The following is a 26,489-nucleotide window of genomic DNA, read 5'->3' as shown; positions in this document are numbered from 1 at the left end:
AGTCACCATGTAAGGCCTCTGGCCCTGTGATAGGGAACAGGTTTCACCTCCTACAAAAAAGCGCACTTATTCAGGTCTCCACTGGCAACGCGTTCCGTGAAATTTCATGGATTTGGATAGTGAGCAGCGGCTGTTCGCTGTAGCAAGGAGGCTTGTTGTGGCAAGGGAGCTTGCTCCCGCTGGACGGCATAGCCGCCCTGACGTCCGCCGCGCTGTCCCCATTGCACGCTACAGCGCACCGCTCTCATCCCCTCAAGGCGCCAGCGCCTCCTTCAATGGCAGCCGCGCCATATGGCTGGCACTCAAGGAGCCCAGGTACAAGTCGTCTCCATATTCGCGCACCGTGGTGATCGGCGAGTAGTTGCCGCTGCTGCCATCCTGCAGGTTGGCAATCACCCGGCCCTGGGTATCCAGTCCCAGGACAAAGCCGCGCTTTTCCACCGGCTTGGGTAGCACGGTCATGGCCCGTACCAGCATCTTGCGCACCAGGGGATAGGCCGCGGTGCCATCGAGCAGGGCATTGCGCGGCGCATACAGGGCCACCCAGAAGCGCTCCCGGCCATTGAAACTGAGGTTGTCCGGCAGCCCCGGCAGGTTGTCGATGAACAGGTCATGGCTGCCGGCCTTGTCGCCCTTGAGCCAGTAACGACTGATGCGGTAGGCCCCGGTTTCATTGACCAGGACAAACGCCTCGTCCGGTCCCAGGGCAATGCCGTTGGCAAATTCCAGGCCTTCCAGCAGCACCTCGGTGGTGCCGCTCTGGAAGTCGTAGCGCAACAGGCGGCCGTCGCCGCCATGCTCGATCACCGCCTCGCCGTCGTGGCCATAACCCCAGCGGCTGCTGGCGTCGCTGAAATAGGCATAGCGCCCGGCGGCGTCCACCGCCACGTCGTCGGTGAAACCGAATTTCAGGCCATTGGCTTCGGTGCTCAGGGTCTGCAACTGGCCTTGCGGGTCCAGGGCCAGCAGGCCCTTGATGGCATCAGCGATGATCAGGCGTCCATCCGGATGCCGGGCCAGGCCCAGCGGCCGGCCGCCGGTGTTGGCCAGCACCTTGAGGGCGCTGCCGTCGAGGCTGGTTTGGATCACCCGACCGTCATGCAGGCCGGTGATCAGTTGGTCCTTCTCCAGAAGCAGGGCCTCGGGCCCGTCGATGTCCCGGGCGCCCACGGGCTGCACCGCCTTGAGCTTGTGGTTCTCGGCATAGGTGCCCTGGCTCAGTGAGGGGGCGGGGGCCGGGGTCCAGGCCACCGGCTGGACCCGGGTCGGTGCCAGTAGCAGGAACGCCAGGATCGCGACCACCAGCAGCAGGAGGAGGCGGCCGGGGGAAAAACGTCGGGGGGCAATCTGATTCATGCAAGGACTCCTGTCAGGGTCGGCTTCAGGATGGGCTGCTGGCCGGGGTGGTTGTCAGCGGGATGGCCTGTTGGGCCGTCTCGCACAATGCCAGCAATGACGCGGCGGATTCTCGCTCTATCCGTCGTTTGAATAACAGCTGATTGCCCAGGCGCATCAGCAGGTTGTCGAAGCGGTATTCCAGGGTCCGCACAAAGCGCGTGCGTTCGCCCGTCAGCGCTTGGCACTCATAGGTCACTTGCAGCTCCAGGCCATGATCGCCCCGGGCGGTGGCACGCCAGCGGTGCCCCGGCAGGTACTCCCGGACCTGCCAGCTCAGGTGGCCGCTGCGTCCGCCGGCATGGATGTCTTCCTCGAAACCCTGCCCGGCGAACAGGGGGCCATCGTCACCCAACACTTTGAGAGAGGATGGATGCCATTGTGGCCAGCAGCGTGGGCTGGCGGCGTAGGCCAGGGTGGCGACAGCACTGCGGGGGATCTCGATCTGATGCTGCATGCGGGTCATGGGCGTGGACTCGTCTGGAAAGGGAGCGGGTGCCGGTACTTCTTCCGGTTGCCAGTGCAAGGTGCCGAACAGCCAGTCCATCAGCGGCAGGACGATGTTGAAGTTGCGCTCTTGCATCAGTTCTCGGCGGTGATGCAGTTCGTGCAGGCGGCGCATCTGCCGCACCCAGGGCAGGCGCGCCAGGGGATGGCTGGCGGGCAAGTGCTCACAAGCATGGAAAACTTCATAGGCCAGGTAGCCGACCAAGGTGCAAGTGGCGAACAGCGCCGCGATGTTGCCGTTCCACAGGCGCAGCAGCGCCCACAGCGGCAGGGCGAACAGCAGGCTGTGAACCACGATCAGCCAGGCCGGAAACAGGATCACCCGCCAGTCTTTGCGGCCTTCATAGGTCATCAGTCCCGGGGTGAAGAAACTGTGGTGGTCGCCGGTATGCCGGGCATAGAACAGCCGTGCGAAAGGCTGCTTGTGATGCCCCAGCCAGCGATGCACCACGTAGATGCACAGGTTGAAGAACAGCAGCGACACCGGCACCGCCAGCCATTCCAGGGGCTGCACCCGCTCCAGGGTGCTGCACAGCACCGCAATGCACAGCGCGCCGTAGGCGAGGACGAAGCCGCCATGCAGCCAGGGGTTGTAGCGCGGACTGACCGCGGCTCGATACTGCTCGCGAAAGTGTTGGGTGGTGGTTCGCACAGCGCTGTTTCCCGTTGTTGTTCTTGTGGGCAGCAGCGTAGCCGTCGACCCTTTATCCAGCCAATGGACAGTGGGATTGAGCGGTATTCATCAAGCCGAACCGGCGGTGAAAAGCGGCGCGGGAAAGGGGGGCGAGGCGGTAGCGGGGTGAATGAAAGATTGACGCCAGAATAGTGGCTATTTAGTATTTTGCCATCAAATTGATATCACTTTTGCTGATGTTCTGTTTCTTTTGACCCGCTTTTCTCTGCTGCGGATCGATGGATTACCAGTTCGATCTTGCCTCGCGAAATCAATTATCGCTCGCCGTGGGCCTTCGGGATGAAGGCCTTTGGGGTTTTTTGCTCCTGCATTGTTGAGAGACTGACATGGACGTTCGCCAACTCGCCTTTATGGCCCGCCAGCCTTCGGCTGCCCTGCAATCGCGTGACTCTTTCTGCGGCTTTTCCAAGCGCAGCCTGGCATTCATTCTCGCCAACATGATGTTCTGGCAGCCGCTGGTGGTGATGGCCGACGGCATCGTGGTCAACGGCAGCGGCACCACACTGGGTCAGGCCGGCAATGGCGTGCCCATCGTCAACATTGCCGCGCCCAATGGCAGCGGTCTGTCCCATAACACGTTCAGCGATTACAACGTCGGCCAGCAGGGCGTGATCCTCAACAACGCCACCAACCGTACCCAGGCCACCCAACTGGGGGGGATCATCCTCGGCAACGCCAATTTGGGGGGCCGCGCGGCCAATGTGATCCTCAATGAGGTCAATGGCGGCAGCCCCAGCCAGCTCAAGGGCTACACCGAAGTGGCCGGGCAATCGGCCCATGTCATCGTTGCCAACCCCTACGGCGTCAGCTGCAACGGCTGCGGCTTCATCAACACCCCGAAAGCCACCCTGACCACCGGCAAGCCGGTGATCGAGAACGGCCAGCTCCAGCGTTACCAGGTGGACCAGGGCAGCGTCGCCATTGAAGGCGCGGGGCTCAACGCGAGCAATATCGACCAGTTCGAAATCATCACCCGCAGCGCGAAAATCAACGCCGAGATCCAGGCCCAGCACCTGGCGGTGATCGCCGGGGCCAACGACGTTGACGCCAAGACCTTGAACGCCACGGCCCGTACCGCCAACCCGGCGGGTGCACCGCAACTGGCCATCGACTCATCCGCCCTGGGCGGCATGTACGCCGGGGCCATCAAGCTGGTGGGCACCGAGGCCGGGGTCGGGGTCAAGCTCGACGGCAAATTGATCGCCAGCGGCGGCGATATTCAGCTGGATGCCGACGGCCAGTTGCGCATGGCTGACGCCACCGCCGAAAAGGGCGCGGTGGCGATCAAGGCCGGCAGCCTCGATGCCCAGGGCGCGGTCTACGCCGGCAGCGAGCTCAAGGTGCAGACCCGGGGCGACCTGAGCAGCCAGAAAACCCTCGCCGCCCGGGACCGCATCAGCCTCGACAGCGGTGGCCAGTTGACCAACCAGGGCATCATCGAGGCCGGGGTCAATGCCGACAACAGCCGCAACCCCGACGCGGACATCACCCTTACTGCCCAGAATCTGGACAACCGCGGCAAGAGCATCGTCGCCAGCCGCGATCTGACGATCACTACCGCCCAGACCCTGGACAATCGGGGCGGGACCTTGAGCGGGCAACGTCAGGTGACGCTCGGTGCCGGCACCCTGGACAACCAGAATCAGGGCCGGGTGCTCAGTAGCGATGCGTTGGTGCTGCAAGCCGGGCAACTGCTGAATCACAACGCCTTGATCACCAGTGATGGCGAGCTCAAGGCCCATGTCGGCCACCTGGGCAATGACCAGGGTGAGCTGAGCAGCCTGACCCAACTCACCCTGCAAGTGACCTCGCTGGACAACGTCGCCGGGCTGGTGATGGCGGGCGACACCCTGGACATCAGCGCCAGCGGGAAGATCAGCAACCAGGGCGGGGCCCTGGGGGCGGAGCACCAGCTAAAGGTGCGTGCGGGGGCCCTGGACAACAGCAAGGCCGGCAATCTGCGCAGCGAGGGGCGCCTCAGTGCCGAGGTCGCCGGGCGTCTCGACAATCAGGACAAGGGACTGATCCAGGCCACCGGAGTCGTTGAGGTACAGGCCGGGCATCTGGATAACCGCAAGGGCAGGATTTCCACCGGCGACACCTTGCAGGTCAGTGGCGAGACGGCGGACAACCGCGGCGGGGTGATGCGGGCGGACCAGGCCCTGAACCTGCTGAGCCGCGAGCTGGACAACCGGGACAAGGGCCGCCTGGAAAGCCAGGCCGCGGTGACGGTAGAAGGTCGCCGGCTGGACAACAGCGGCGGCCTGCTCAGTGCCACCTCCGGCCTGGAGCTCAAGACCCGGGAAGTGCTTAACAACGGCGGCCGGATAGCCAGCAAGAGCGACCTGCAGGCCCAGGTCGACAGCCTGCGCCAGCAGGGCGGCGAACTGGTGGCCGAAGGTGACCTGCACCTTACAGGCCAGCACCTGGACAACCGCGACAAAGGCCTGGTGGCGTCCCTCAAGTCCCTGACCCTGGACGTCGCTGAGGTGGACAACCGTGGCGGTGCGCTGTCGGGCCGGGGCGAGCTGCAGATCAACGGCCAGGGGCTGAACAACAGCGACGGCGGCAAGGTCCTGGCCGATGATCGCCTGTTGCTCAAGGTGGCCCGGGTGATCAACCAGAACCAGGGGCTACTGTTCAGCAAGCAGGGTCTGAATCTCAGCGGCAGTAGCCTGGACAACAGCGGCGGCCAGCTGGTGAGTCAGCAGCCCTTGCTGCTGACCCTGAGCGCAGCCCTGGACAACCAGCGAGGCCTGATCAGCGGCGAAGACCTGCTAACCCTCAAGGTGGGCAGCCTGGACAACCGGGGCGGCCGCCTGACCGGCGCCCAGGCCCTGAGCATCGACAGCAGCGGGGCGCTGCTCAACCAGGCTGGCGCCATCGTCGCCGAGCAAGGCCTGGCCCTGGACAGCGCCAGCCTGAACAACAGCGCCAAGGGTGTGATCAGCGCCAAGGCCGACGCGCGCCTGAGCACCGGGGACTTCGACAACAGCCAGGGCGGCAGCTTCACCAGCGCCGGGCAGTTGCGCCTGACCACCGCACAACTGACGAACCACCAGGGTCGGATCGGCAGCGATCAGGTACTGAGCGCCAGTGTCAGCGGTCTGGATCAGCAGGGCGGCGAGCTGTTCAGCAATGCTGACCTGACCCTGGACCTCAATCACGGACAGTTGAACAACCAGGGCGGCAATCTTCACACCCCCGGGCAACTGCTGTTGCGCAACCTCGATCAGGTGGACAACCGCGGTGGCGAGATCTCCGGGGCCAAGGCCTTCAACCTGAACGCGCGGCAACTGGACAACAGTGGCGGCAAGGTCCTGAGCAACCAGGCGCTGACCCTGCGCATTGAACAGGCCCTGGTCAACGTCAAGGGCCTGATGGCGGCAGCGGCGCTGGACAGCCGCAGCACCCGCCTGGACAACCGTGAGGGTGAGCTGCACAGCCGTGGCGACCTGCAGTTGCAGGTCACCGAGGCGGCCGACAACCAGGGCGGAGTGATCCTGGCCGACACCCAACTGACTCTCAAGGCCGGCACCCTGGATAACCGCCAGGACGGCCTGCTGGGGGCGACCCGGCAGCTTGACCTGAACATCGGGCAACTGGACAACCGTGGCGGTGAGCTGTCCAGCCAGCAGATCGGCCTGGTCGGCGAGCGCCTGGACAACAGTGCTGCCGGGCGGGTACTGGCCAGCGGCGACCTGACGCTGACCGTGGCCCAGGTCATCAACCAGAGCCTGGGGCTGATTAGCGCGGACCAGGGCCTGAGCCTCAACGGCACGAGCCTGGACAACCAGGGCGGGGATCTGGTGGGGCTGCAGCGCCTGGACCTGGCGCTTGCCGGCGACCTCGACAACCATCAAGGCCGCATCAGCAGCGAAGGCGGCCTGGACATCCAGGTGCGCAACCTCGGCAATCGCCAGGGCAGTCTGTCCAGCGCGGGCGCCCTGCAGATCAGCGCCCGGGAGGCCCTGGACAACCGCGGCGGCAAGCTGCTGAGCGACGCTGCGCTGACCCTGTCCAGCGCGCGCCTGGACAACCAGCAGCAGGGCGTTATCAGCAGCAAGGCCAAGCTGGCACTGGAGACGGGCGAACTGGACAACAGCCAGGGCGGCAATCTCAACAGCGGTGATGCACTGAACCTGACCGCGACCCAGGTCAACAACGACCAGGGCAGCATCGGCAGCGCCAAGGCCTTGCAGGCCTCGGTCAGTGGCCTGCAGCAGCAAGGCGGCAAGCTGTTCAGCAAGACCGCCCTGAGCCTGGACCTCAATCACGGCACGCTGAACAACCAGGGCGGCTTCATCAACGCCCCCGGTCCACTGGTGCTGAGCAACCTGGGCACGGTGAACAACCGCCAGGGTGAAATCTCCAGCGAGCAGGCCTTCGAGCTGGCGGCGCAAAGCCTGGACAACAGCGCCGGGCAACTGCTCAGCCATCAGGTGCTGACCCTGCGTATCGACGGCGCACTGACCGCGCTCAAGGGCAAGATTGCCGCTGCCGCCCTGCAGATCGATGCTGGCAGCCTGGACAACAGCGGCTCGCTACTCAGCGACCACGACCTGGGCCTGAGGGTCGCCGGTCCGCTGCACAACCAAGGGCTGATCCAGTCCGCCGGGCACTTGCAACTCAGCGCCAAGGGCCTGGGCAATCAGGGCGGCAAGCTGTTGGGTGGCACGGGATTGAGCATCGACCTCGGACCACAGACCTCGGACCTGGACAACCGCCAGGGCCTGATCAACACCCAGGGCGTGCTGAGCATCGCCCACCTGCGGGACCTGCAGAACCGCGAAGGTGAAATCTCCAGCGCCCAGGGCTTCAACCTGGCCGGGCGCAACCTGGACAACAGCGCCGGCACGCTGATCAGCCAGCAGCAGCTAGGGGTCGAGGCTGCGCAGCTGACCAACCAGCAGGGGCTGGTCTCCGGCTGGCAGGGGCTCAACCTCAGCGGTGGCAGCCTGGACAACCGCCAGCAGGGCACCCTGTCGAGCCTGCTGGGGGAGCTGAATATCGACCTCAGTGGCGCCTTGCTCAACAGTGCGCAAGGCGGGCTGGCCAGCCAGGGTCGGCTGACCCTCAAGGCCGCCAGCCTGGACAACAGCGACAAGGGCATCGTCACCAGCAAGGGCGAGCAGCAACTGATCCTCGGCAGTGGCGGTTTGAACAACGCCCGGGGTGGGCTGATTGAAAGCAGCGCCAGCCTCGACATCGCCGCCGGCGACCTGGACAACCAGGGCGGCCGCCTCAGCGCCGCGGGTGCCCTGAGCTTCACCGGCAACAGCCTGAACAACCAGGGTGGCAACCTGCGCAGCGAAGGCGCGGTGACCCTCGACCTGCTGGGCGCCCTGGTCAATGCCCAGGGCCAGCTGGCTGCCAGTGGTCCGCTGCTGCTCAAGCGTTCGAGCCGGATCGACAACCAGGGCGGGCAACTGATCAGCCAGAACCTGATGACCCTGTTCAGCGCCAGCCTGGACAACAGCAATCGCGGCACCCTGGCCGCCAACGGTGCGCTGCAAGTCACCACCACTGGCCAATTGAGCAACCAGGGTGATGGCCTGATCTATAGCCGCGATGCCGGTTTGAGTCTCAATGCCGGCAGCCTGAACAATGCCCAGGGAGCGATCCAGAGCGCCAAGGCCCAGACCCTGGCCATGACCGGGGCCATCGACAACCAGGGCGGCAAGCTGATCGCCGAAGACGGCGACCTGCGTATCCAGGGCGCCAACCTGGACAGCCGCGGCGGGGTGCTGTCGAGCCTCAAGGGGCTGCTTGAGGCACGTGTCAGGGGGCAACTGAATAACCATGGCGGCCAGGTCGAGGCTCGGAGCCTGGACCTGCAGGCCCTGGCCGGGATCGATAACGGTGGCGGGCGCATGGCGGCCAAGGGCGGCGACCTGCTGCTCGATACCGGTGGCGCGGGGGTGGATAACAGCAACGGCGGGCTGTACGCCAGCGGGCGAGTCAAGGCCAGCGGCCACTCGTTGAACAACGGTGTGGGGCAGATCAACGGCCAGCACATCGACCTGGACTTCAAGGGGCCAGTGAACAACCGTGGCGGCCTGATTGAAAGCCGCGAGAGCCTGGCCCTGCGGGGCGCCAGCCTCGACAACCAGGGCGGCAAGCTGCGGGCCCTGGCGACCGGGGGCAAGACCGAACTGCAGATCGGTGGCCAGTTCGACAACCGCAACGGCCTGCTGGAAACCGCCAACACCGACCTGACCCTGGCGGCGTCGGGTTTCCTCAATCAGGGCGGCAGCCTGCTGCACCTGGGAGAAGGCAACTTCGATATCGCCACCGGCAATGTGATCAATGCCGGCGGCAGCCTGATCACCCGTGGCGGCCTGACCCTCACTGCCGACAGCTGGACCAACAGCAGCGTGATCCAGGCCGGACGCCTGAACCTCAACGTCAACCAATTCGCCCAGACCGCCAGCGGCCAACTGCTGGCCAGCCAGCACTTGCAGGCCCGGGGCGGCAACTGGAGCAACGACGGGTTGCTGGCCAGCGATGGCAGCCTGGACCTGCAGATCGGCGGCACCTATTCCGGCAATGGCCGGGTGTCCAGCCTGGGCGACATGACCTTCGCTGCTGCCCAGGTGAACCTGGGCAGTGCCGGCAGCATCGCCGGCGGCGCTGATACCCGGGTCAACATCGGCGGGCAACTGGTTAATGCCGGGCGCCTGACTTCCAACGCCACACTCACGGTGAATGCCGGCGGCGTGCTCAACACCGGCACCCTGGGCGGCGCCCAGGGCCTGAGCCTGACCACCCCGACCCTGGTCAACGACCATGGATTTGTCTTCAGCGGCCAGAACGCCAGCCTCAACGTCAACACCCTGACCAACAGCTATGGCGAGTTCTACAGCCTGGGCGGCCTGACCGTGGCCGGCATGGCGGCCGGCACCTCGGCCCAAAGCCTGAAGAACATCTCCGGCAACATCCAGAGCGGTGGCGATATCAATATTGCTGCCCTGGATCTGGTCAACGATCGTGAAAAATACGAGGCCAGCCAGCAGATCACCGATGGCCGCATGACCATCCGCTGCGCCCAGCACTGTGGCGGCGGCGCCAGTTGGGTCCGGGGGCCGGTGTTTATCTACCGGACGGTGGAAGGCGTGGTGACAAGCGACTCGCCGCAGTCGACCCTGAATGCGGGGGGTAACCTGACGGTCAACAGCAGCAGTTTCCTCAACCGCTACAGCACCGTCTCGGCAGGCAATGACCTGACCATCACCAGCGGCTCTATCACCAACCAGGCCTCCTTGGTGGCATCCGGTTCTTCCGGCTATGAAGTCGGTGCTGGGGTCAAGATCAAGCGCGGGCTGTTCTTCCAGCTGGCCCGTGACGTGCAGGCCTATGATCGGGCGCATCCCCAGGGCAGTGCCTTCAACCAGCAGGATTTCGCGGCCCTGGTGGCCAAGTTCAACCCGGGGATCTTCTATGGCATCGACCGGCCGGTAGAGACCTCGACCCTGAGTTCATCCTCCGCGCCGGCCATCATCCAGGCCGGCGGCAAGGCCCGGCTCACGGCGGCCAACGACATCAGCAACATCAGCGTGATCAAGAGCGCCATTTCCGTGGGCGATCGCGCCCGGGACACCGGCGTGGGGGCGGCGAGCAAGCCGCTGATGGTGGTGCTCAACTCCCAGCTGCCGCCGGACCTGGCGCAGCAGCAGGTCAATCCCCTGAGCCTGCCGAACTTCAGCCTGCCTTCGGGGCAGAACGGGCTGTTTCGCTTGAGTGGGCAGGGGGGCACCGCGCAGCCTGCGGGCCCGGCGCAAAGCTGGAACATGGGCGGCGCCAGCCTGGAACTGACCTCGCGTCAGGCCGGGCCGGAGCCGATCCGCCCTCGGGACCTGAGCAGTCAACCGCTGCCGCAGGTGGCCCTGGGCGCCCGTGAGCTGAATCTGCAGGATCACCAGGCCACCGGCGTCGATGGCCGCACCGCAGCGGTCCAGGTCAGCGCGACGGCGGCGGACTCGCCGCTGGGCGTGCTGCCCGTGGGCGGCACCGGCAACCAGAGCGTCAGCCGGGTCCAGGGCCTGCCGGACAGCAGCGTGCGCAGCAATCCCCACAAATACCTGATCGAAACCAACCCGCTGCTCACCGACCTCAAGCAGTTCATGAGCTCCGACTATCTGCTGTCCAACCTCGGGTATGACCCGGACCAGAGTGCCAAGCGCCTGGGTGACGGCTTCTATGAGCAGCGGCTGATCCAGCAGGCAGTGACGGCGCGCACCGGCCAGCGGTTCCTCGATGGCCAGAACAGCGACGAGGGCATGTTCAAGTACCTGATGAACAACGCCATCGCCAGCAAGGACTCGCTCAACCTCGCGGTGGGCGTGACCCTGACCTCCCAGCAAGTGGCGGCCCTGACCCACGACATCGTCTGGCTCGAAGAGCAGGAGGTGAACGGCGAGAAGGTGCTGGTGCCGGTGCTGTACCTGGCCAACGCCAACAACCGCCTGGCGGCCAACGGCGCCCTGGTCCAGGGCCGGGACGTGACCCTGATCGCCGGCAAGGACCTGGTCAACTCCGGGACTTTGCGTGCCAGTGAGAACCTGAGTGCGACCACCGGCAACAACCTGGTCAATGGTGGCCTGATCGAGGCCGGCGAGCGCCTCAACCTGCTGGCCGGGGACAATCTGGTCAACCGCGCGGGCGGCATCATTGCCGGGCGCGATGTGACGGTCCGCGCCCTGGGCGGGGACGTGATCAACGAGCGCAGCATCAGCACGTTCCAGAGTAACCCTGGGAGCACCACCCAGCGCCTGGACTACGCCAACAACGCGGCGCGGATCGAGGCCGGCAATAACCTGAGTGTGCAGGCGGGCCGCGATATCAATAACGTCGGCGGGGTGCTCAGCAGTGGTGCCGACATCGCCCTGGTGGCGGGGCGCGACGTCAACCTGACGTCGGCCCGGGAGCACGACAAAATCACCCGCGATCGTTACTTGAACGAAAGCGTCACTCAGCATGGTTCCAGCGTCAGTGCCGGGCGTGACATCGCAGTCAGCGCCGGACGCGACCTGACGGCAGTCGCCAGCCAGATCGAGGCCAAGCGGACCATCGCCATGGATGCCGTGGGGGACATGACCCTGGCCTCGGCCGCGGATGAGCAGCACAGCTACTCCAAGACCAAGAAGGTCACCCGCCAGGAAGATCATGAGCGTCAGGTCGGCACTTCTCTCACTGCCGGGGCCGATGTGGTGCTCAGTGCGGGCAAGGACCTGAGCCTGATCTCCAGTCGCATCAGCGCCGGCAACGAAGCCTACCTGGTGGCCGGTGACGACCTGGAACTGCTGGCCGCCCAGGACAGCGACTACTCGCTGTACGACATGAAGAAGAAGGGCAGTTGGGGGCGCAAGAAAGCGCGCCACGACGAGGTGACCCAGGTCACCCACGTTGGCAGCCAGATCAGCACTGGCGGCGACCTGACCCTCAAGAGCGGCGGCGACCAGAAGTACCAGGTGGCCAAGCTGGAAAGCGCCAAGGACCTGACCCTGGACAGTGGCGGCGCGATCACCTTCGAGGGGGTCAAGGACCTGCATGACGAGACCCATACCAAGAGCAAGAGCGATCTCTCCTGGTACTCGATGAAGGGCAAGGGCCGCACCGATGAAACCCTGCGCCAGAGCACCCTGGTGGCCCAGGGCAATCTGCTGATCAAGGCGGCCGATGGCATGCGCATCGATATCCGCCAGGTCGACCAGCAGACGGTCAGCCAGACCATCGATGCCATGGTTCAGGCCGATCCGGGCCTGGCGTGGATGAAGGACGCCCAGGCGCGTGGGGATATCGACTGGCGCCAGGTCAAGGAAATCCACGAAAGCTTCAAATACGACTCCTCGGGCCTCGGCGCGGGGGCCAAGCTGGTGGTCGCGATTCTGATGTCCCTGGCCATGGGCCCGGCGGGCCTTGGCCTGGCAGCGCCCCAGGCGGCGGTGGCCGGCAGCCTGGCCACCACCGGGGTCAGCAGCACCATCAGCAACAAGGGCAACCTGGGCTTGGCACTCAAGGAAACCTTCAGCGCCGACAGCCTGAAAAACGCCGCCATAGCCGGGTTCACCGCCGGTGCCTTCGAGTACGCCGATGCCAACTGGTTCGGCGGTGCGGACAGCGCCGGAGCGGGTGCCGCAGTCCCGGGCACCGAGGGCAGCACGGCCTCGACCTTGCAGAATGCCAACCCGTCCAAGGACATCTTCCGCTGGAGCACGGCGGCCGACACCGTGACCCGCACCACGGGCCGGGCGCTGATCTCCAGCGGCATCTCCACGGCGATCGGGGGCGGCAGTTTTGGCGACAACTTTGGTGCGGCCTTGCTCGGCGAGGCGGGCAACGTGGCCATGGCGACGGGGTTCAACTGGGTCGGCGACAACGTCCGCTTCCCCAATGGCGGTCTCGAGAAGATCGTCGCCCATGCCCTGATGGGCGGTCTGCTGGCGGAAGCCACGGGCGGCGATTTCAAGACCGGCGCCGCGGCAGCCGGTTTGAACGAGGCCCTGATCAACCAACTGGCGAGCGTGGCCGACGGCAACAAGGACCTGCAGTTGGCGCTGTCACAATTGACCGGTCTGGTGGCAGCTGCGGCAGTGGGCAAGGACCTGGACAAAGGGGCGCAGATTGCCCAGATGGCCACGGCCTACAACTATCTGTTCCACGAGGAAATACTCGAGAAAGACCGCAAGCTGAGTGCTTGTACGACGAAAACCGAATGCGACGGCATTCGCGACTACTACCGCAATCTGGATGAGACCCGGAACAAGGAGTTTCCGCAGCTTTGCCAGCAGAACCCGGCACTGTGCCAGGCGGTATTCGAGCGCCTCAGGTCCGAGGAAGGGACCAATCAGCAATGGATGAGCGACCTGCGCAAATCGGACCGGCCCGACCTGTTTGCTCAGTTGACCGATCTGTATCTTGTCATGGGCAACAATCAGGTCGCGCTCAATCGCTACATTGCCAACGCTCAGCGGGACAAGTATGGAACCCTGGGGGTGGTGGCTGCCGACTACATCCTCGAGGCCGCGGACCCCAGGTCAAAACTCTTCACTCCGGGCGGTGGCGCCAAGGGGCTGGCGGATGGGATCAAGCGCGGTATCGTTGGCGGCGGGGCCGGCCAGAACGGCGGCATCAAGCATGTCTATGATTCGCTGCGCAAAGCGCCGGAGTACCCCGTGGGCTTCAAGGAGCGCGCCGGAGGAACCACCCGCAATGCGGTCAAGAACGTGGAGGCGCTGGCTGACTTGCGCAAGGTGGAGCCCGGCAAGTGGAGCAAGGTGTACAAGGATGGTTTCGATAACGCGGGTGCACGTGTCTCGGTGCACTATTTCCAGAGTGAAAGTGGCAAGGTCTTCAACGTGAAGACCAAGAACGGTTGGAGTAATACCCGGTGAAGGAAATATCGTTGATGGTTGAAGCTCTGGGCTCTGAACAGGCCACCCGGCTGGTGTGCACGCTGGCGATTGGCTTGTTGACGTCGTTACGCACCGAGGCCATCTCCCTGGAGGAGGCCGAGTGGATCCTGTTCACGCCGCGTACCGCAAGCATTTTGCAGAACAAGGGGCTATCGCCCGAGCTCTGTAGTCTGATCATGGAGGCATGCGAACTGGAGGATGTGCAGAGCCTGAGGCCGGATCGCCTGGAGGCCAATGTGCAACAACTGACCGAACGTTTTGCATCGATCCTGCAAAGCGATCCCAGTTATGCCCGGAGAGCCAGTGAAAAGATCCGTCGGGAAGACTTGTATGTCATCCGTTAGCCCTCGGCCTGCTGAACTTCGTGTTGCTGCTTGCTCATCTGATCAGCAATCCGCGCTTGCTCGGCGAAGTCAGGGGAGGGGGAGCTGTTGCTGATGCCCGTGTTGGCGCCGCTAGTGACGCTGTTGCTGATCTTCCTGGCCGCCGCCATGACCTGCTGGCTGACCGCGCGTTTGTTCCTGCCGCAGCAGGATCCTGATCCCGCCGTGGCCAAGTGATTCACGTGCCCCCGGTTGCCGTTACTGACAGCCGGGGGGGCGCCACGAAGTATCCAGCGCTCGGATCGCCGCTGGAGATTGTCCTGGGCGCGGCCAAGGTCCGGCGTCTCAACCTGATCTGGCATCGCCAGTAACAGCTGGCGTCGGGGGGCAGTGGTTGCACGGAAATATCAGCGCGATTGCCCCTGCGGCGCGGGTATGAAGAGCACAGGCTCGGCCCCGAAAAAAGCCACTGGCGCGGGCTTCTTAGTTGTTGCAGGCCACTCGGACCAAGGCTTTCGGGGGGCTCGAGGCCGAACGTCTTGATGGGCCTGCGGTTTGCAATCAAGAGCCTTCTCGGTCAAGGCCAAGGGCCGTCCTATCTCATTTACAAGCTAACGTTTGTAGGCTTTCCCGGCCTTGAGGAACAAGGCAAACGTCAAACTCGAGATAGGTAAAAACCAATGCAATTGATCAAGTCCGCCCTGACTGTCGCTGTGTGCTGTATCGCTGCCCAGGCCATGGCGGCAGACGGCGAAATCAACTTCACCGGCTCGATCACCGCCAGCACCTGCTTGGTGAGTGTCGGCGATCTCAATGGCGCTGCTGGCACGAATGTGTCCTTGGGCAATGCGCCGTCCCTGTCGCTGAAAATTGGCGCAGCAGCGCCCAATGCTCCCTCTCTCCTTATTGGGCAAGGCAAGTGTCCGTGCTGATTTAATATTCAATTACCGCTAACCCCTGCGATTGCCCGCTTTTAGCAAGTAACTGGTCACCATCGGAAATATCCAATCTAAATTTAAGAAGTGTCCTGAGTTCAGTTGAAGCTGTTTTGGATAGGATGCTTTTTTCTCCGGAGCCGCTTTGATGTCGACGCTGAGCGTACTGCTGCTGTGTTCGAACGCTTTTCGCGTTCGACGGTTTTCCAGAATATTGGCAGCTTCGGGCTTTGCCCGGGTGCAGGTAGTCAGCCAGGAAAATGACTGGACCCAATTCCCACCGGAACTGGGTGAACTGGACCTGGTGATCTGCGATTCGCTGCATTCCGTGACGGCCATTTATTACCTGCGCCGGCTCTGCGAACACTACGGTTTCTTCTCGATGATCGAGTGCGAAGCCCTGGAAGCGCCCATTCGCTGGGGGCTGGCGAACTTTCGCGTGCGTTCCGGCAAGTATTGCGTCGGCAGCTACAGCGATCTGGACACGGTGCAGATCAGTGGCTTGTTGCTCAAGGCGCTGACCGTCAAGCGCACGGTAAAAAATCACTCGCGCAGCAGGCTGGCGGCCGATCGGCGCGCCCCTGCCAGCAATGACTGGAGGGCGCAGCTGGATGTTGCCCAGGCGCTGGAACAGCAACAGATCGTTGCCTATTTCCAGCCCCAGGTGTGCCTGAAGACCCGGCGTATCACCGGCGCCGAGGTCCTGGCCCGTTGGCAGCATCCGCACAGGGGCGTGCTGGGACCGCAGTCGTTCCTCGATCTGGTCGACAGCCCGGAGCGCCATCGACAGCTGTTCGACTGCCTGTTGCAACAGGGCCTGATGCTGCAGCGGCAACTGCAGGCCCACACCCAGGGTGATGCCCTGGTGTTCTCCTACAACATTGAGGCCAGCCAGCTGACTGATCCCGAGTTTGCCGCCCAGATGCTGCTGCAGGTCGAGGAGGCGGGTGTGCCCAAGAAGCAGGTCACCCTGGAAATCACCGAGCGCCAGGCTCTGGTTCTGGACATGCAGAGCATCGAAAACATCAGCGTTCTGGTCAAAGGCGGTGTGCGCCTGTCCCTTGACGATTTCGGTACCGGTCACTCGTCGATCATGCGCCTGGCGGGTATTCCCTTCGGCCAGATCAAGCTCGACTCGGGTTTTGTCGCCAACGCCCTGGGGCTCAAGGAAACCCGGATCATCGAGGCGGTGGTGGGGCTGGCGCGTTCGCTCAATCTGGAACTGGTGGCTGAGGGCGTCGAGACGGAGAAACAACGCGCGCATTTACAGCGCCTGGGGGTCGATGCGGCCCAGGGCTATCTGTTCCACAAGCCGATGCGGGGTCAGGCGCTGCTCCAGGTACTGAACGCGAGCCACGCGCCGCTGCGGCTGATTCGTCAGGGCTAGCTGCGCAGCGGGCCGGCGCTCCTCATATCAGGTTCAATTGCCTGGCGATGGTGGCCAGTTCGATGGTGGTCCGCACCCCAAGCTTTTTCAGCACGTTGATTTTGTGACCGCTGATGGTCTTGTTGCTCAGGTTGAGCTTGGTGGCGATCTCCAGGTTGGTGTGGCCGTTGGCAAGCAACTGCAGGACCACCAACTCCTTGTTGGTCAGGTTGCTCAGCGCATCGCTCGGGTCGTGGCCGGTTCCCCGGTACATCTCCAGCACTTCCTTGGGAAAGTACAAGTAGCCGTCGGCCAGGGCATCGAGGCCCTTGACCAGTTCCTTCAGTCCGGCGCTCTTGTTGATGAAGCCCATGGCCCCGGCTTGCATGCAGCGCACGCCATAGGTACTGGCGCGGCTGGCGGTGAATACCAGGGTCTTGACCTCCAGTTGGTCCACTGCAATGCGTTGCAGGACCGACAGCCCATCCAGGTTGTCCAGGGAAATGTCCAGCAGCATGTAGTCCGGGCGCAGCTTGTGAATCTTGTCCAGTGCGTCGAAGCCGTCGGAGGATTCACCGATGGGCTTGTAGCCGTTCTCTTCAAGCAGCTCGCTGACCGCGGCGCAGATGATGGGATGGTCGTCGACGATAAGCACGCGTCTTTTTTTCATGGGGTCCTCGGAAGAAACCCTGGTCAGAGCTGTTAGGGCTCGTTGCGTAAAATGGGTCACTCGGCAGTCACTGCTTTTATTGTGGAAGTCATAGGCCCAATGACTCTTTTGCATGGGGTCAACGATGTTTTGCAGGTCCGCGAAGAGCGCGGCATAACCCCAAGAGAGTGAAGGCTTGGTAAACAGCGCAAGCATGTTAGTTCAGAAAAACGGGCAAAAGATTGGCGCAAGAAGCGACTGGTAAATATCCAAGACGCTTCTTGCCAGGGCGCGCGCGCAGTCTATGAGGGCTGTACTCAAGTGGGAAGTTTGCGCAGTGTCCTCAGCCGCTCGGGGCTGAGGATGGCGGGGCGACAGGTCCTGGGCGCCGTTCAGGCTATTACGGCGCCTTGAGCATCACATAGGCTTCACCACCACGGCGATCGTGCATGATGATGAACGTCTGGCCCTCGAGGGTGATCCGCGCTGGCACGCTCTGCGCCACCGGTGTGCTGGAAAACTTGCCGACGCTGCTCAAGAACTGCTGGGTCAGCGAGCTGTCGTTCTGGCTCGGGGTGGTGATCGCACATTCCTTGTTGGCCTGGACCTGGACCCCCAGGGTTTGATCCTGGTCCATGCCCATCTTGGCGAAACCGGCGTCGGTAAGCTCAACGATGCCATAGGACCGGGCGGCGGTTTCAGCACCGGCGAAAGACGGAGCGGACTTCAGGCAGATATCGCGAAAGGCCAGGATGCCGGCGGAGGTGATGGTGGGTTCAGGGTCGATCTTGCGGGTGACACTGGAGCAGGCGCTCAGCAGCGTCAGGGCTGCGAGCAGCAGGGCTAGCGGTGCAGTGTGGGGCAGCGTAGTCATGGAAAATCCTTGGCAACAGGTCGGCAGGGGCGCCGGAAGTGGTTCGTGTGCCATTGCGCAATCGGCTGTTTAGCAGGGTAGGCATGGCGGGCGCGCAGATCAATATTTTGTAGGCGGGCGCCGGGGCATTCCAAGTGCTCTGGCGCAGTAATTGCGTGTTTCACGGATCAGTTCAGCGATGGGGGCGAGCGACCATGCAGTTACGAGCGTTGCGTTATTTTCACGAGGTGGCCCGTTGTGCCTCCCTGCGCCAGGCGGCGGAGCGGCTGTACGTGACCCCCACCGCCGTGAGCCGGCAGATCGAGCAGTTGGAGCACTTCTTCGGCACCGCGCTGATCGAGCGCGGCCCTCGGGGCATCCGCCTGACGGTGGAAGGCGAGTGCCTGGCCGAGCAGGTCAGTTCCACCTTGCGCGGCTTCGATCAGGTGCGCGACGTGATCGCCAGCCGGCAGAGCCAGGTAGCGGGTAACGTCAGCATCCATGTGTCGGAAAGTATCGTTTCCAGCGTGTTGGCGCCGGTACTGGCGGCGTTCAACCGGGCCCACCCCAAAGTCACCTTCAACATTGTCATCGCCAGTGCCGGCGCCACCCTGGATGCCCTGTGCAGCGGCGAGGCCGATCTGGGCCTGGCCTTCTACCTGCAAGAGCGCGCCGAGGTCGAAGTGACCGCCCATTGCCAACTGTGGCACCGGGTGCTGGTGAGTGCCGAGCACCCGTTTGCCCAGTGCCCGAGCATTCGCCTGGAGGACCTGCAGGGCCAGCCCCTGGCCATTCCCGATTCGGCCTACGGCGTGCGCCAGGCCCTGGAGGGCGCGGCGAAGAAACGTGGGGTGAATATCCTGCCAGTGTTTACCACCAGTTCCCTGGAGGTACAGAAAAGCCTGGCTCGCCAGCGCGCGGCGGTACTGATCCTGCCCCAGGTGGATGCCGAGGCGCGGGACCTGGGGGATGGCTTGGTGGCTGTGCCGATCGATGACGAACACCTGGAGCGGATCCGCGTGGATCTGTGCGTGGTGCGCAACCGCCCCTTGTCGGTGGCCACCCTGAAATGCCAGGAAATGCTTGCCCGTGCGATGCAGCACTACGCCCTGGTCGATTGACGGCCTGGAGGAGGGGCCGCGTTGCCTGGGGGCCGCCTGCCGGCTGCCGCTGGCGGCCTTGAGATCGCCGCGTCTGCTGCGCAGCCGTACGCAGCCTGCGGCAGCGGCTACAGGGTTGCCAGGGGTTGCTGTAGCCGCTGCCGAGCCTGCGGCGAGGCTGCGCAAAGGCCCGCAGGGCCTTGCTTGGCGATCTCCCGTCAATGACCTCTGGCGGCCTTGAGAACGCCGCGTCCGCGGCAGCGGCCACGGGGGCTCGCGCTGCAGCGTGTTTCAGAACAGGTTGAACGGGAAATTCCCCACCAGGCGGAATTCGTCGTAGCTGCCGTCGATCTGCCCGCCGCTGGCGCGATGGTTGTAGACGATGGTGCGCAGCACCGCGTCCTTGAGTCGCCCGGACTGCACCACATACGCCAGCATCAGGCCGTTTTCGTTGTGCTTGGCGCCGTCCAGGCCGCGCACGTTGTAGCCGCGGTTGCGGCCATCGCGATCACCATCATAGTGCGTGCCGTCGATGCCCCAGCCCTTGGCGTGCCACAGGCTGGCGCTCAGCCCCGGCACGCCATAGGCGGCAAAATCCAGGTCATAGCGCAGCTGCCAGGACTTTTCATTGGGGCCGTTGTAGTCCGAGTACAGGGAGTTGGCCATGTAGTTGCCGGTGGACTCCCAGACATAGTCGAAGTACTCGTTGCCGAACACTTGCTGCCAGGCCAGGGTCAGGCTGTGGGCCTGATGGCTGCCGGTCAGCGCCAGACTCAAGGCGTCGTTGTCGATGTAGCCCAGGCGCTGCTGGCCCTGGTCCCGGGTGTGGTAGTAGTTGAACGCGGTCTTCAGCGCCAGCTGGCTTTTGTCTCCGGCGCGGTGGGTCAGGCCCAGGTAGTACTGGTCCCACATGTTCTCGAAGCGCGAGGCGTAGAGGCTGCCTTCCAGGCCCAGGCCGGGTTTGACGGTCGCCCCCAGGTAGCTGATGCGCTCACCGCTGTAGGCGCGGTTGCCGAAGGTGGTGGTCAGGCGCTCGCTGCCGGTGCCGGTGCGCGGGATGGCCCGGTCGAAACTGCCGGCCTGCACCGACAACCAGTCGGTTTCATTGCTGTACAGACCCACGCCCTGAAAGCTTGAGGGCAGGGCGCGGTTGTCCTTGTAGCGCAGCACCGGGTTGTCAGTCATCAGGCGCCCGGCCTTGAGCTCGGTGTTGGACAGGCGCAGGCGCACATCGCCGATGCCCAGGCGGCTCCAGGTGGGCAGGGCGTCGCCGTCGCTGTCCACCAGCACCCGGTCGCCACCGTTGGCCACCCGGCCGTGACCGCGTTCCAGGTTGACTGCGCTGAACAGCGCCGCATCCACGCCAAAGCCGATCAGGCCCTGGGTGTAGCCGGAGCTGTACTTGAGCATGCCGGTCTGTACCCAGGTTTCCCGTACCCGGGTGCGCTCGATGCCGTCGGGCTTCTTGATGCTCAGGTAGGTGTCGCGCTGGGTGTGCTGGTTGGAATAGTAGTGGCGCAGGTTGAGGTCCAGGTGGCTGCCCTCGATGAATCCCGGCGCCAGTTCCTGCTGGCTCGGGCGCGGGTTGTCCTGGGCCAGGAGGGTGCTGCTGGCGCTCATGGCCAGGAGGCAAAGTGCGAGCTGTTTCATATTGCTTCCCCACAAATCAAAGGCGTCAAGCCACCGCCCGACCGCGGCTGTGCGCGGCCGGCAGGGTAGAGAAAAACGCGGTGGCGCAAAAGAGTGCTGGGCAGTGCCAAGCGGGATCAGCGGGCGCGGGCTTCTGCGAGCCGTTGGCCGGGGTGGCTGCGCCCGGGTGTTTGCGGGCGGGTTTCCTTGGCGAACCAGGCCGCGGTCAGGCACACCAGGTTGGCCACCAGTAGGTAGCCCACTGGCGACATCGGGTTGCCGGTGGTGCCGATCAGCCAGGTGATGATGATCTGCGCGGTGCCGCCGAAGGCCGCCACGCCAAAGGCGTAGACGATGGAGAAACCGGTGGAGCGCACCGCCTTGGGAAAACTCTCCACCAGCAGCACGATCAGCGCCGCGCCGCTCATGCCGTGCAGGCCGGAGAGCACCGCCAGGGTCAGCAGGAACGTCGCCGGGCTGGGATGCTCGGTCATCAATTGCAAGGCCGGGAACAGCACCAGCAACAGCACCACTCTTGGCGCCATGAGGATGGTGCGGCGGCCGAAGCGGTCGCAGAGCATGCCGCCGGCAATCGCGCACACCGCCATCGCCGCGCCGGCCACCAGGGTCGAGAGCATGGAGATGCTGGTGGGCAGTTTCAGTTCGGTGAGGGCGAAGGTGGTCATGTAGTTGATGAAGTACTGGGTGATGGTGCTGCCCGACAGAATCAGCAGCCCCAGCACCAGGGCCCGGCGATGCTCGCCGAACACCTGGCGCACCAGGCTGCCGGTGCTGGCCTCTTCGCCCTGGCCGTGGAAGGTTTCCGCCAGGTTGCGGCGAATGTAGATGCCGATTGGCAGCACCAGCAGGCCGAACACGAAGGGCACGCGCCAGCCCCAGCTGTTGAGGTCTTCGGGCGACAGCACCTGGGTCAGGGTGTAGCCCACGGTGCCGGCGGCCATGGCGGCCACGCCCTGGGCCACCACCTGCCAGCAGGCATAGGTGCCGCGCTTGTGCGGCGGCGCGGCTTCAAGGATGTAGGTGGTGGCGGGGCCGGCCTCGCCGCCCCAGGCCAGGCCCTGGATCAGCCGGGTGATTACCAGCAGGATCGGCGCGGCGATGCCAATGCTCTCGTAGCTGGGCAGGATGGCGATGCTGCCGGTGCCCACGGCCATCATCACCAGGGTCAGGAGCATCGCCGGCTTGCGCCCGACGCGGTCGGCGTAGGCGCCGATCAGCACGGCCCCCAGGGGCCGCACGATAAAGCCGACGCCGAAGGCGGTGACCGACAGCATCAGGCTGACAAAGGCGCTGTCGGAGGGAAAGAAGGTGTGGCCGATCATCACCGCGAAGGTGGCGTAGACCCCGAAATCGAAGAACTCCACGGCATTGCCGAGGATCACCGCGAACACGCTGCGCTTGCCCCCCGCCGCGTTGGGCGTTTCGGGCTCGGGTGTGGCGGATGGATTGGACGCTTGGCTGTGCATACTGGCCCCTCGAATTTTTATTCATAGGTTGCCCAGGCCCCGGGCGGCGGGGCCCGGGGCTGGGGTGAAGGTGGCAGTTTCGGTGTGTCAGTGGGACGGCGGATTCGGCCAGCTGTGGATTGCTCCGCGCCAGCTCTCATAGGTCTTGGCCACTTGCAGCAGCCATTGATCGGCAAAGCGCGGGGCGATCATCTGCAGGCCGATGGGCAGGCCATCGGCGGCGAAACCGCAGTTGATCGACAGCGCCGGTTGTTCGCCCATGTTCCAGGGCAGGGTGAAGACGATGTGCTCGAATGGTTGCTGCGGGTCGTTGCTCGGCGACGGCCACTCGGCGGGAAAACTGTTGACCTGGTTGGTCGGCGACAGCACCAGGTCGAACTCGCTGAACACCTGGGCGGCGCGGCGACGCATCTCGAAGGTCTGGTTGAAACCCAGCACCGCCTCGACCCCGGACAGGTCGGCCCCCGGCGCTGCCCAGTCGCGGATATAGGGCAGCACCTTGGCGAACTGCTCGGCACCCAGGGCCGAGAGTTCAGCCCATTGCCGGGCACGCCAGAAACGGTCCAGGCCGTCCAGTTGGGCGCGATCCATGATCGGCGCCAGGCTGCGGACCTGGGCGCCGTGGCTTTCGAACAACCGCGCGGCCTGTTCCACTGCTGCGCAGACAAAGCCTTCCGGTTGCAGCCCCGCGCCGGGTTCCAGCATCAGGCCGATCTTCAAACCGTTGACCGACACCGGCGCATCGCTCCAGTCGCTGGTCAAGGGCGGCAGGCTGGTGGCGTCCCGGGCATCGGGCTTGGCCAGGTAGCGCATCATCAGCACCGCGTCGTCGACGCTGCGGGTCATGGGGCCTGCGCAACGCCCGGTGTAATACGGGTCGATGGGAATCCGCCCCAGGGTCGGCTTGAACCCCACCAGCCCGCACCAGGCGGCCGGCAGGCGCACCGAGCCGCCGATGTCGGTGCCGATGTGCAGCGGCCCGTAACCGGCCGCGGCGGCCGCAGCGGCGCCGGAACTGGAGCCGCCGGTATTGCAGGCGGTGTTCCAGGGGTTGCGGGTAATGCCGTGGAAGCTCGACAGCCCCGAGGACAACATGCCGAAGTCCGGCACCGTGGTCTTGGCCAGGATGATCGCTCCGGCTTCACGCATCCGCGCGGCCGGTGGCGCGTCTTGCAGGGCTGGTTTCAATGTGGTGGCCGCGCTGCCCAGGGGAATCGGCGTGCCTTGGGTGGCGATCAGCTCCTTGATCGTCACCGGAATCCCGTCCAGCGGACCGTTGGGGGTGCCCTTGTTCCAGCGCTCGGTGGCGGCCCGGGCCTGCTGGCGTACCTGCTCCGGATCGAAGGCGTAGAGCGCACGGATATGCGGCTCCCAGCGCCCGATATGGGCCAGCAGGTGCTCGTAATAGTCCAGGGGCGAGAGGGTGCGGCTGGCGAATTGCGCCAGCAGCTGGGTGGTGGATAGATCGTGCAAATCAGTCATCGAACGCATCCTTGTGTCGGGCGTCAGTCGGGTTGCTGATGACCCGACTGTAGCGCTTGCACCTTAGCCCAACCATCACAAAGGACGCAGTGTGGTGTTGCGTTTTTGTGAGCACTGGGGCGGCGTGTTTCCTTGCCTCTTCGCCGGCAAGCCGGCGCGGGGTCAAGGACGCTGTGCTTGCAACTGGCGGCCCAGCACATCCAGTACATCGCATCCATCGCGCAGCGGAATGGCGCAAACCAATGCCAGCTCTTGCAGCACCACGGCATCGCCGGGGATGTCGGGGCGGGCGGCGAAGTTTTCCAGCAGTTGAGTGACGGCGCGGATGCGATAGGCGGCCGCTTCGTACAGCACATCGGCAGGGGCCTGGGTATCGATCAGCAGGGAAGGGATGGTGCAGTCGTGGCCGGTGATCGGCATGTAGCGATTCATGAGTCCAACTCCATTCAGGGGTGAGCGCCGCTACTCATTCGTCGCCAAACAAAAGGGTGGCAGCTGTACGCGGGTTGGCGAGCCGGGAATGGATGAACCGACAGACCCTAAGGTCTCCCACGCACAGCCGCCATCAAGCGGTCATGCGCTAACAAAGTCCCTGACTCATCTGTCAGAACCTTGCTTCGTTCCATTCACCGGGTCGCCAAACCCGTTCGTCATCAGGACGACCCGGGACTATAGGCATGCGCTCCAGAACGGGACAAGGCACTGGCAGGACAGGACTTTCTGAGTTTGCTGTAGGACTCAGGAGCGCGAGTGTGGATCAAGCGCGCCACAGGTTCAATGCGGGCCTCAGTCGAAGCCGAGGCTTGCGCTGTGGCGGGTTTCAGTTCCCTGGTTGCGCCTTCAGTTTTTCCGCGACATCGGACACCACCCAATTCAGCGTGGCGATCGGAACCGTGATCGCCTTGCCATCGGCGTAGAGCGCACAGAAGGATGCCGAGCACTGCATGACCCGGTAAGTGCCCTTATGCCCATCTGGGTCGTTGACGGTCACTTGGGGTGAGTCTTTGAAGCCGTTTTTCAGATCCTCGGCCGCCGAGTCTTTGCCGATCAGTACAAAGGGGGTGATGGTGATCATCAAGATAAAGGAGATGAAAAACATCGCCACAAACAGGCCGTAGCTGGGGATGAAGATGTACAACGCACATTTGCCTATCTCCTTGAAGAAGGAGGGGGCGGCAACGGTGGCCTGCGGTGGCTTGGCGGACTGCTTCTTGTCAGTGATTTTTTTGTTGAACAAGGCGATCAGATAGTTGAGGCCGCCGAACACCAGAATGCTCAGTACGCAGACGATTGCGGCCCATAGCCAGTGTTGTCCGATGAACTCCAACCCGCCTTTCAAACCGTTGGTCATGGCGTGATACCAGGCCAGAACTGCGTTGACGAAGGTGGTGGAGGTGTCCATGGGAAACATCGAGGTTTCCAGCTGAAAGTAGCCGAGGTAACCATCGTGGTAGGCCTTGCCGTTCAAATAGAAGAACGGAGTGGTGATTGCCAGAATCACCGAGCCGATCATGCCCCAGGCAATCGGGCTTTTACCGGTCTTTTCCTGGGCTTCTTCTGTGTTCTTGACCTTGGCGTTCATCGTCTTTCCTTAGATTTTTCCAATGGTGTCTTCAACTCTGCGATCCGCGCGGGGCGAAATCGTGGCAGCGGCTTTCTTTCTTGCTATCAGGCAAACGGGGGGAAGCTGGGGCAGCAGGCTGGGATGCGTCGCCTATCAGCAATACCAATGAGGCACATCCCGGGAAAAACCGGCGAAGTCTTCCCAGACCTTTTGTGTGCGTTGCAGGCTGGCGTGGATTTCCTGCTCGCCGAAGGCCATGGCCCAGAGCACGCTGAAGAAGCTGTCAAACGCGGCGTAGAAGGCCATGCGGGTGAGAAAAACCGGCTCGGGATGGCCTGCACAGTAGCCGTCGATCTGGCCGCGGGCGAAGTCGCTGCTGAGGTTGCAGGAAAACAGCGCCAGCCGATTGAAGTCCCGCGCCGGATCTCCGAAACGGCAGCGGTTGAAGTCGATGATCGACAACTGGTCATCGGCGCCCACGATCATGTTGTTCAGGTGATAGTCACCGTGGAGAAACACCAGCGGCGTGTCCGCCAGCAGATGAAAGTGCTGTTCGAGAAACTGCAGGAAGTCTTGCTCATGGGCCACCTTGTGGCCACAGCTCCGGTACTGTTCGAGCTTTTTACGGTAGACGGTACGCATCTGCTGTTCGGCGTTTTCAGTGCCTTCAGGCGCAGCAACGCTGTGGATCTGCTGGAGTATTTGACCGGCTTGCAGGCCAAGCTCATAACAAGCGGCGGCGGGCTGCTCGGCAACCCATTGCGCGCCATCCTTGCCTTCGATCCACGACAACAACGAGTAAACCTGGCGTCCTGAATCAAACAGACCGAAGTCCAAGGGTTGGGACATGGCGATGCCCTTTGCCGCCAGATGCTGGGTCCACTGGAACTCGTCGCGTTTGTTGACGTATTGGGATGAATCGTTGGTGCGCAACAGCAGGTGTTGGCCTTGTTCGTCGACGATATGAAAGATTCGATCGCTGGACCAGCCCTGGGTTTGTGCTTCGATGCTGCGCCACGTGGCGTGGCCTGGAATGTCTTGCATGCTCGCCTCCTTGCAAACGATTGCCGCCCCTGGGGGCGGCAACAAAA

Annotated in this window: 16 protein-coding genes; 6 read left to right on the top strand and 10 right to left on the bottom strand. The window is 63.8% G+C overall.

Features of this window, described 5'->3' with window-relative positions:
* Positions 1–252: 252 nt before the first annotated feature.
* Positions 253–1,356: an SMP-30/gluconolactonase/LRE family protein gene (locus tag KHO49_RS18340; RefSeq protein WP_213665585.1), complete on the bottom strand. Its 1,104-nt coding sequence runs from the start codon at positions 1,354–1,356 to the stop codon at positions 253–255.
* Positions 1,357–1,381: 25 nt separating this feature from the next.
* Positions 1,382–2,554 (bottom strand): SRPBCC family protein, encoded by a 1,173-nt coding sequence (locus KHO49_RS18335; protein WP_213665584.1) that lies wholly within the window; start codon positions 2,552–2,554, stop codon positions 1,382–1,384.
* A gap of 368 nt (positions 2,555–2,922) precedes the next feature.
* On the opposite strand from KHO49_RS18335, the gene KHO49_RS18330 reads away from it, so the two are divergent.
* The 5 genes from KHO49_RS18330 (at position 2,923) to KHO49_RS18310 (ending at position 16,655) form a co-directional block, all read left to right on the top strand.
* Positions 2,923–13,989, top strand: a complete 11,067-nt coding sequence (locus KHO49_RS18330) for a two-partner secretion domain-containing protein (protein ID WP_249735682.1) — start codon at positions 2,923–2,925, stop codon at positions 13,987–13,989.
* A 14-nt stretch (positions 13,990–14,003) separates the two neighbouring features.
* Positions 14,004–14,354 carry a DUF3969 family protein gene (locus tag KHO49_RS18325; protein WP_213665583.1) on the top strand — a complete coding sequence of 117 codons (351 nt, stop codon included), beginning with the start codon at positions 14,004–14,006 and terminating at the stop codon, positions 14,352–14,354.
* A gap of 93 nt (positions 14,355–14,447) precedes the next feature.
* On the top strand, positions 14,448–14,570 hold the full coding sequence (locus KHO49_RS31295) for a hypothetical protein (protein ID WP_273906224.1): 123 nt from the start codon (positions 14,448–14,450) through the stop codon (positions 14,568–14,570).
* A 443-nt stretch (positions 14,571–15,013) separates the two neighbouring features.
* Complete coding sequence (locus tag KHO49_RS18315; protein WP_213665582.1) at positions 15,014–15,265, top strand: fimbrial protein; 252 nt, start codon at positions 15,014–15,016, stop codon at positions 15,263–15,265.
* A gap of 151 nt (positions 15,266–15,416) precedes the next feature.
* Positions 15,417–16,655 carry an EAL domain-containing protein gene (locus tag KHO49_RS18310; RefSeq protein ID WP_123394509.1) on the top strand — a complete coding sequence of 413 codons (1,239 nt, stop codon included), beginning with the start codon at positions 15,417–15,419 and terminating at the stop codon, positions 16,653–16,655.
* A 22-nt stretch (positions 16,656–16,677) separates the two neighbouring features.
* On the opposite strand, the gene KHO49_RS18305 is transcribed toward KHO49_RS18310, so the two are convergent.
* Positions 16,678–17,304 (bottom strand): response regulator transcription factor, encoded by a 627-nt coding sequence (locus KHO49_RS18305; protein ID WP_102881568.1) that lies wholly within the window; start codon positions 17,302–17,304, stop codon positions 16,678–16,680.
* Between the two features lie 379 nt (positions 17,305–17,683).
* Complete coding sequence (locus tag KHO49_RS18300; RefSeq protein ID WP_102881567.1) at positions 17,684–18,157, bottom strand: hypothetical protein; 474 nt, start codon at positions 18,155–18,157, stop codon at positions 17,684–17,686.
* Positions 18,158–18,351: 194 nt separating this feature from the next.
* Between KHO49_RS18300 and KHO49_RS18295 the strand changes: the two genes are divergently transcribed.
* On the top strand, positions 18,352–19,257 hold the full coding sequence (locus KHO49_RS18295; protein ID WP_102881566.1) for a LysR family transcriptional regulator: 906 nt from the start codon (positions 18,352–18,354) through the stop codon (positions 19,255–19,257).
* Positions 19,258–19,527: 270 nt separating this feature from the next.
* Here KHO49_RS18295 and KHO49_RS18290 read toward each other — a convergent pair whose 3' ends face one another.
* The 6 genes from KHO49_RS18290 to KHO49_RS18265 form a co-directional block, all read right to left on the bottom strand.
* Complete coding sequence (locus KHO49_RS18290; protein WP_110596683.1) at positions 19,528–20,886, bottom strand: OprD family outer membrane porin; 1,359 nt, start codon at positions 20,884–20,886, stop codon at positions 19,528–19,530.
* A 116-nt stretch (positions 20,887–21,002) separates the two neighbouring features.
* Complete coding sequence (locus KHO49_RS18285; protein ID WP_213665581.1) at positions 21,003–22,352, bottom strand: citrate-proton symporter; 1,350 nt, start codon at positions 22,350–22,352, stop codon at positions 21,003–21,005.
* A gap of 87 nt (positions 22,353–22,439) precedes the next feature.
* Positions 22,440–23,834 carry an amidase gene (locus tag KHO49_RS18280; RefSeq protein WP_213665580.1) on the bottom strand — a complete coding sequence of 465 codons (1,395 nt, stop codon included), beginning with the start codon at positions 23,832–23,834 and terminating at the stop codon, positions 22,440–22,442.
* 162 nt (positions 23,835–23,996) lie between these two features.
* A complete protein-coding gene (locus tag KHO49_RS18275; RefSeq protein ID WP_102881562.1) occupies positions 23,997–24,266 on the bottom strand; it encodes a hypothetical protein in 270 nt (89 codons plus the stop codon).
* A 388-nt stretch (positions 24,267–24,654) separates the two neighbouring features.
* A complete protein-coding gene (locus tag KHO49_RS18270; protein WP_110596685.1) occupies positions 24,655–25,416 on the bottom strand; it encodes a hypothetical protein in 762 nt (253 codons plus the stop codon).
* Positions 25,417–25,551: 135 nt separating this feature from the next.
* Complete coding sequence (locus tag KHO49_RS18265) at positions 25,552–26,442, bottom strand: aminoglycoside phosphotransferase family protein (RefSeq protein WP_110596686.1); 891 nt, start codon at positions 26,440–26,442, stop codon at positions 25,552–25,554.
* Positions 26,443–26,489: the final 47 nt, after the last annotated feature.

The organism is Pseudomonas sp. RC4D1, assembly GCF_018390395.1.
GTDB classification, from domain to species: domain Bacteria; phylum Pseudomonadota; class Gammaproteobacteria; order Pseudomonadales; family Pseudomonadaceae; genus Aquipseudomonas; species Aquipseudomonas danubii.
The sequence above is the reverse complement of the archived record's forward strand: the minus strand, read 5'-3'. Positions and strand labels throughout refer to the sequence as shown.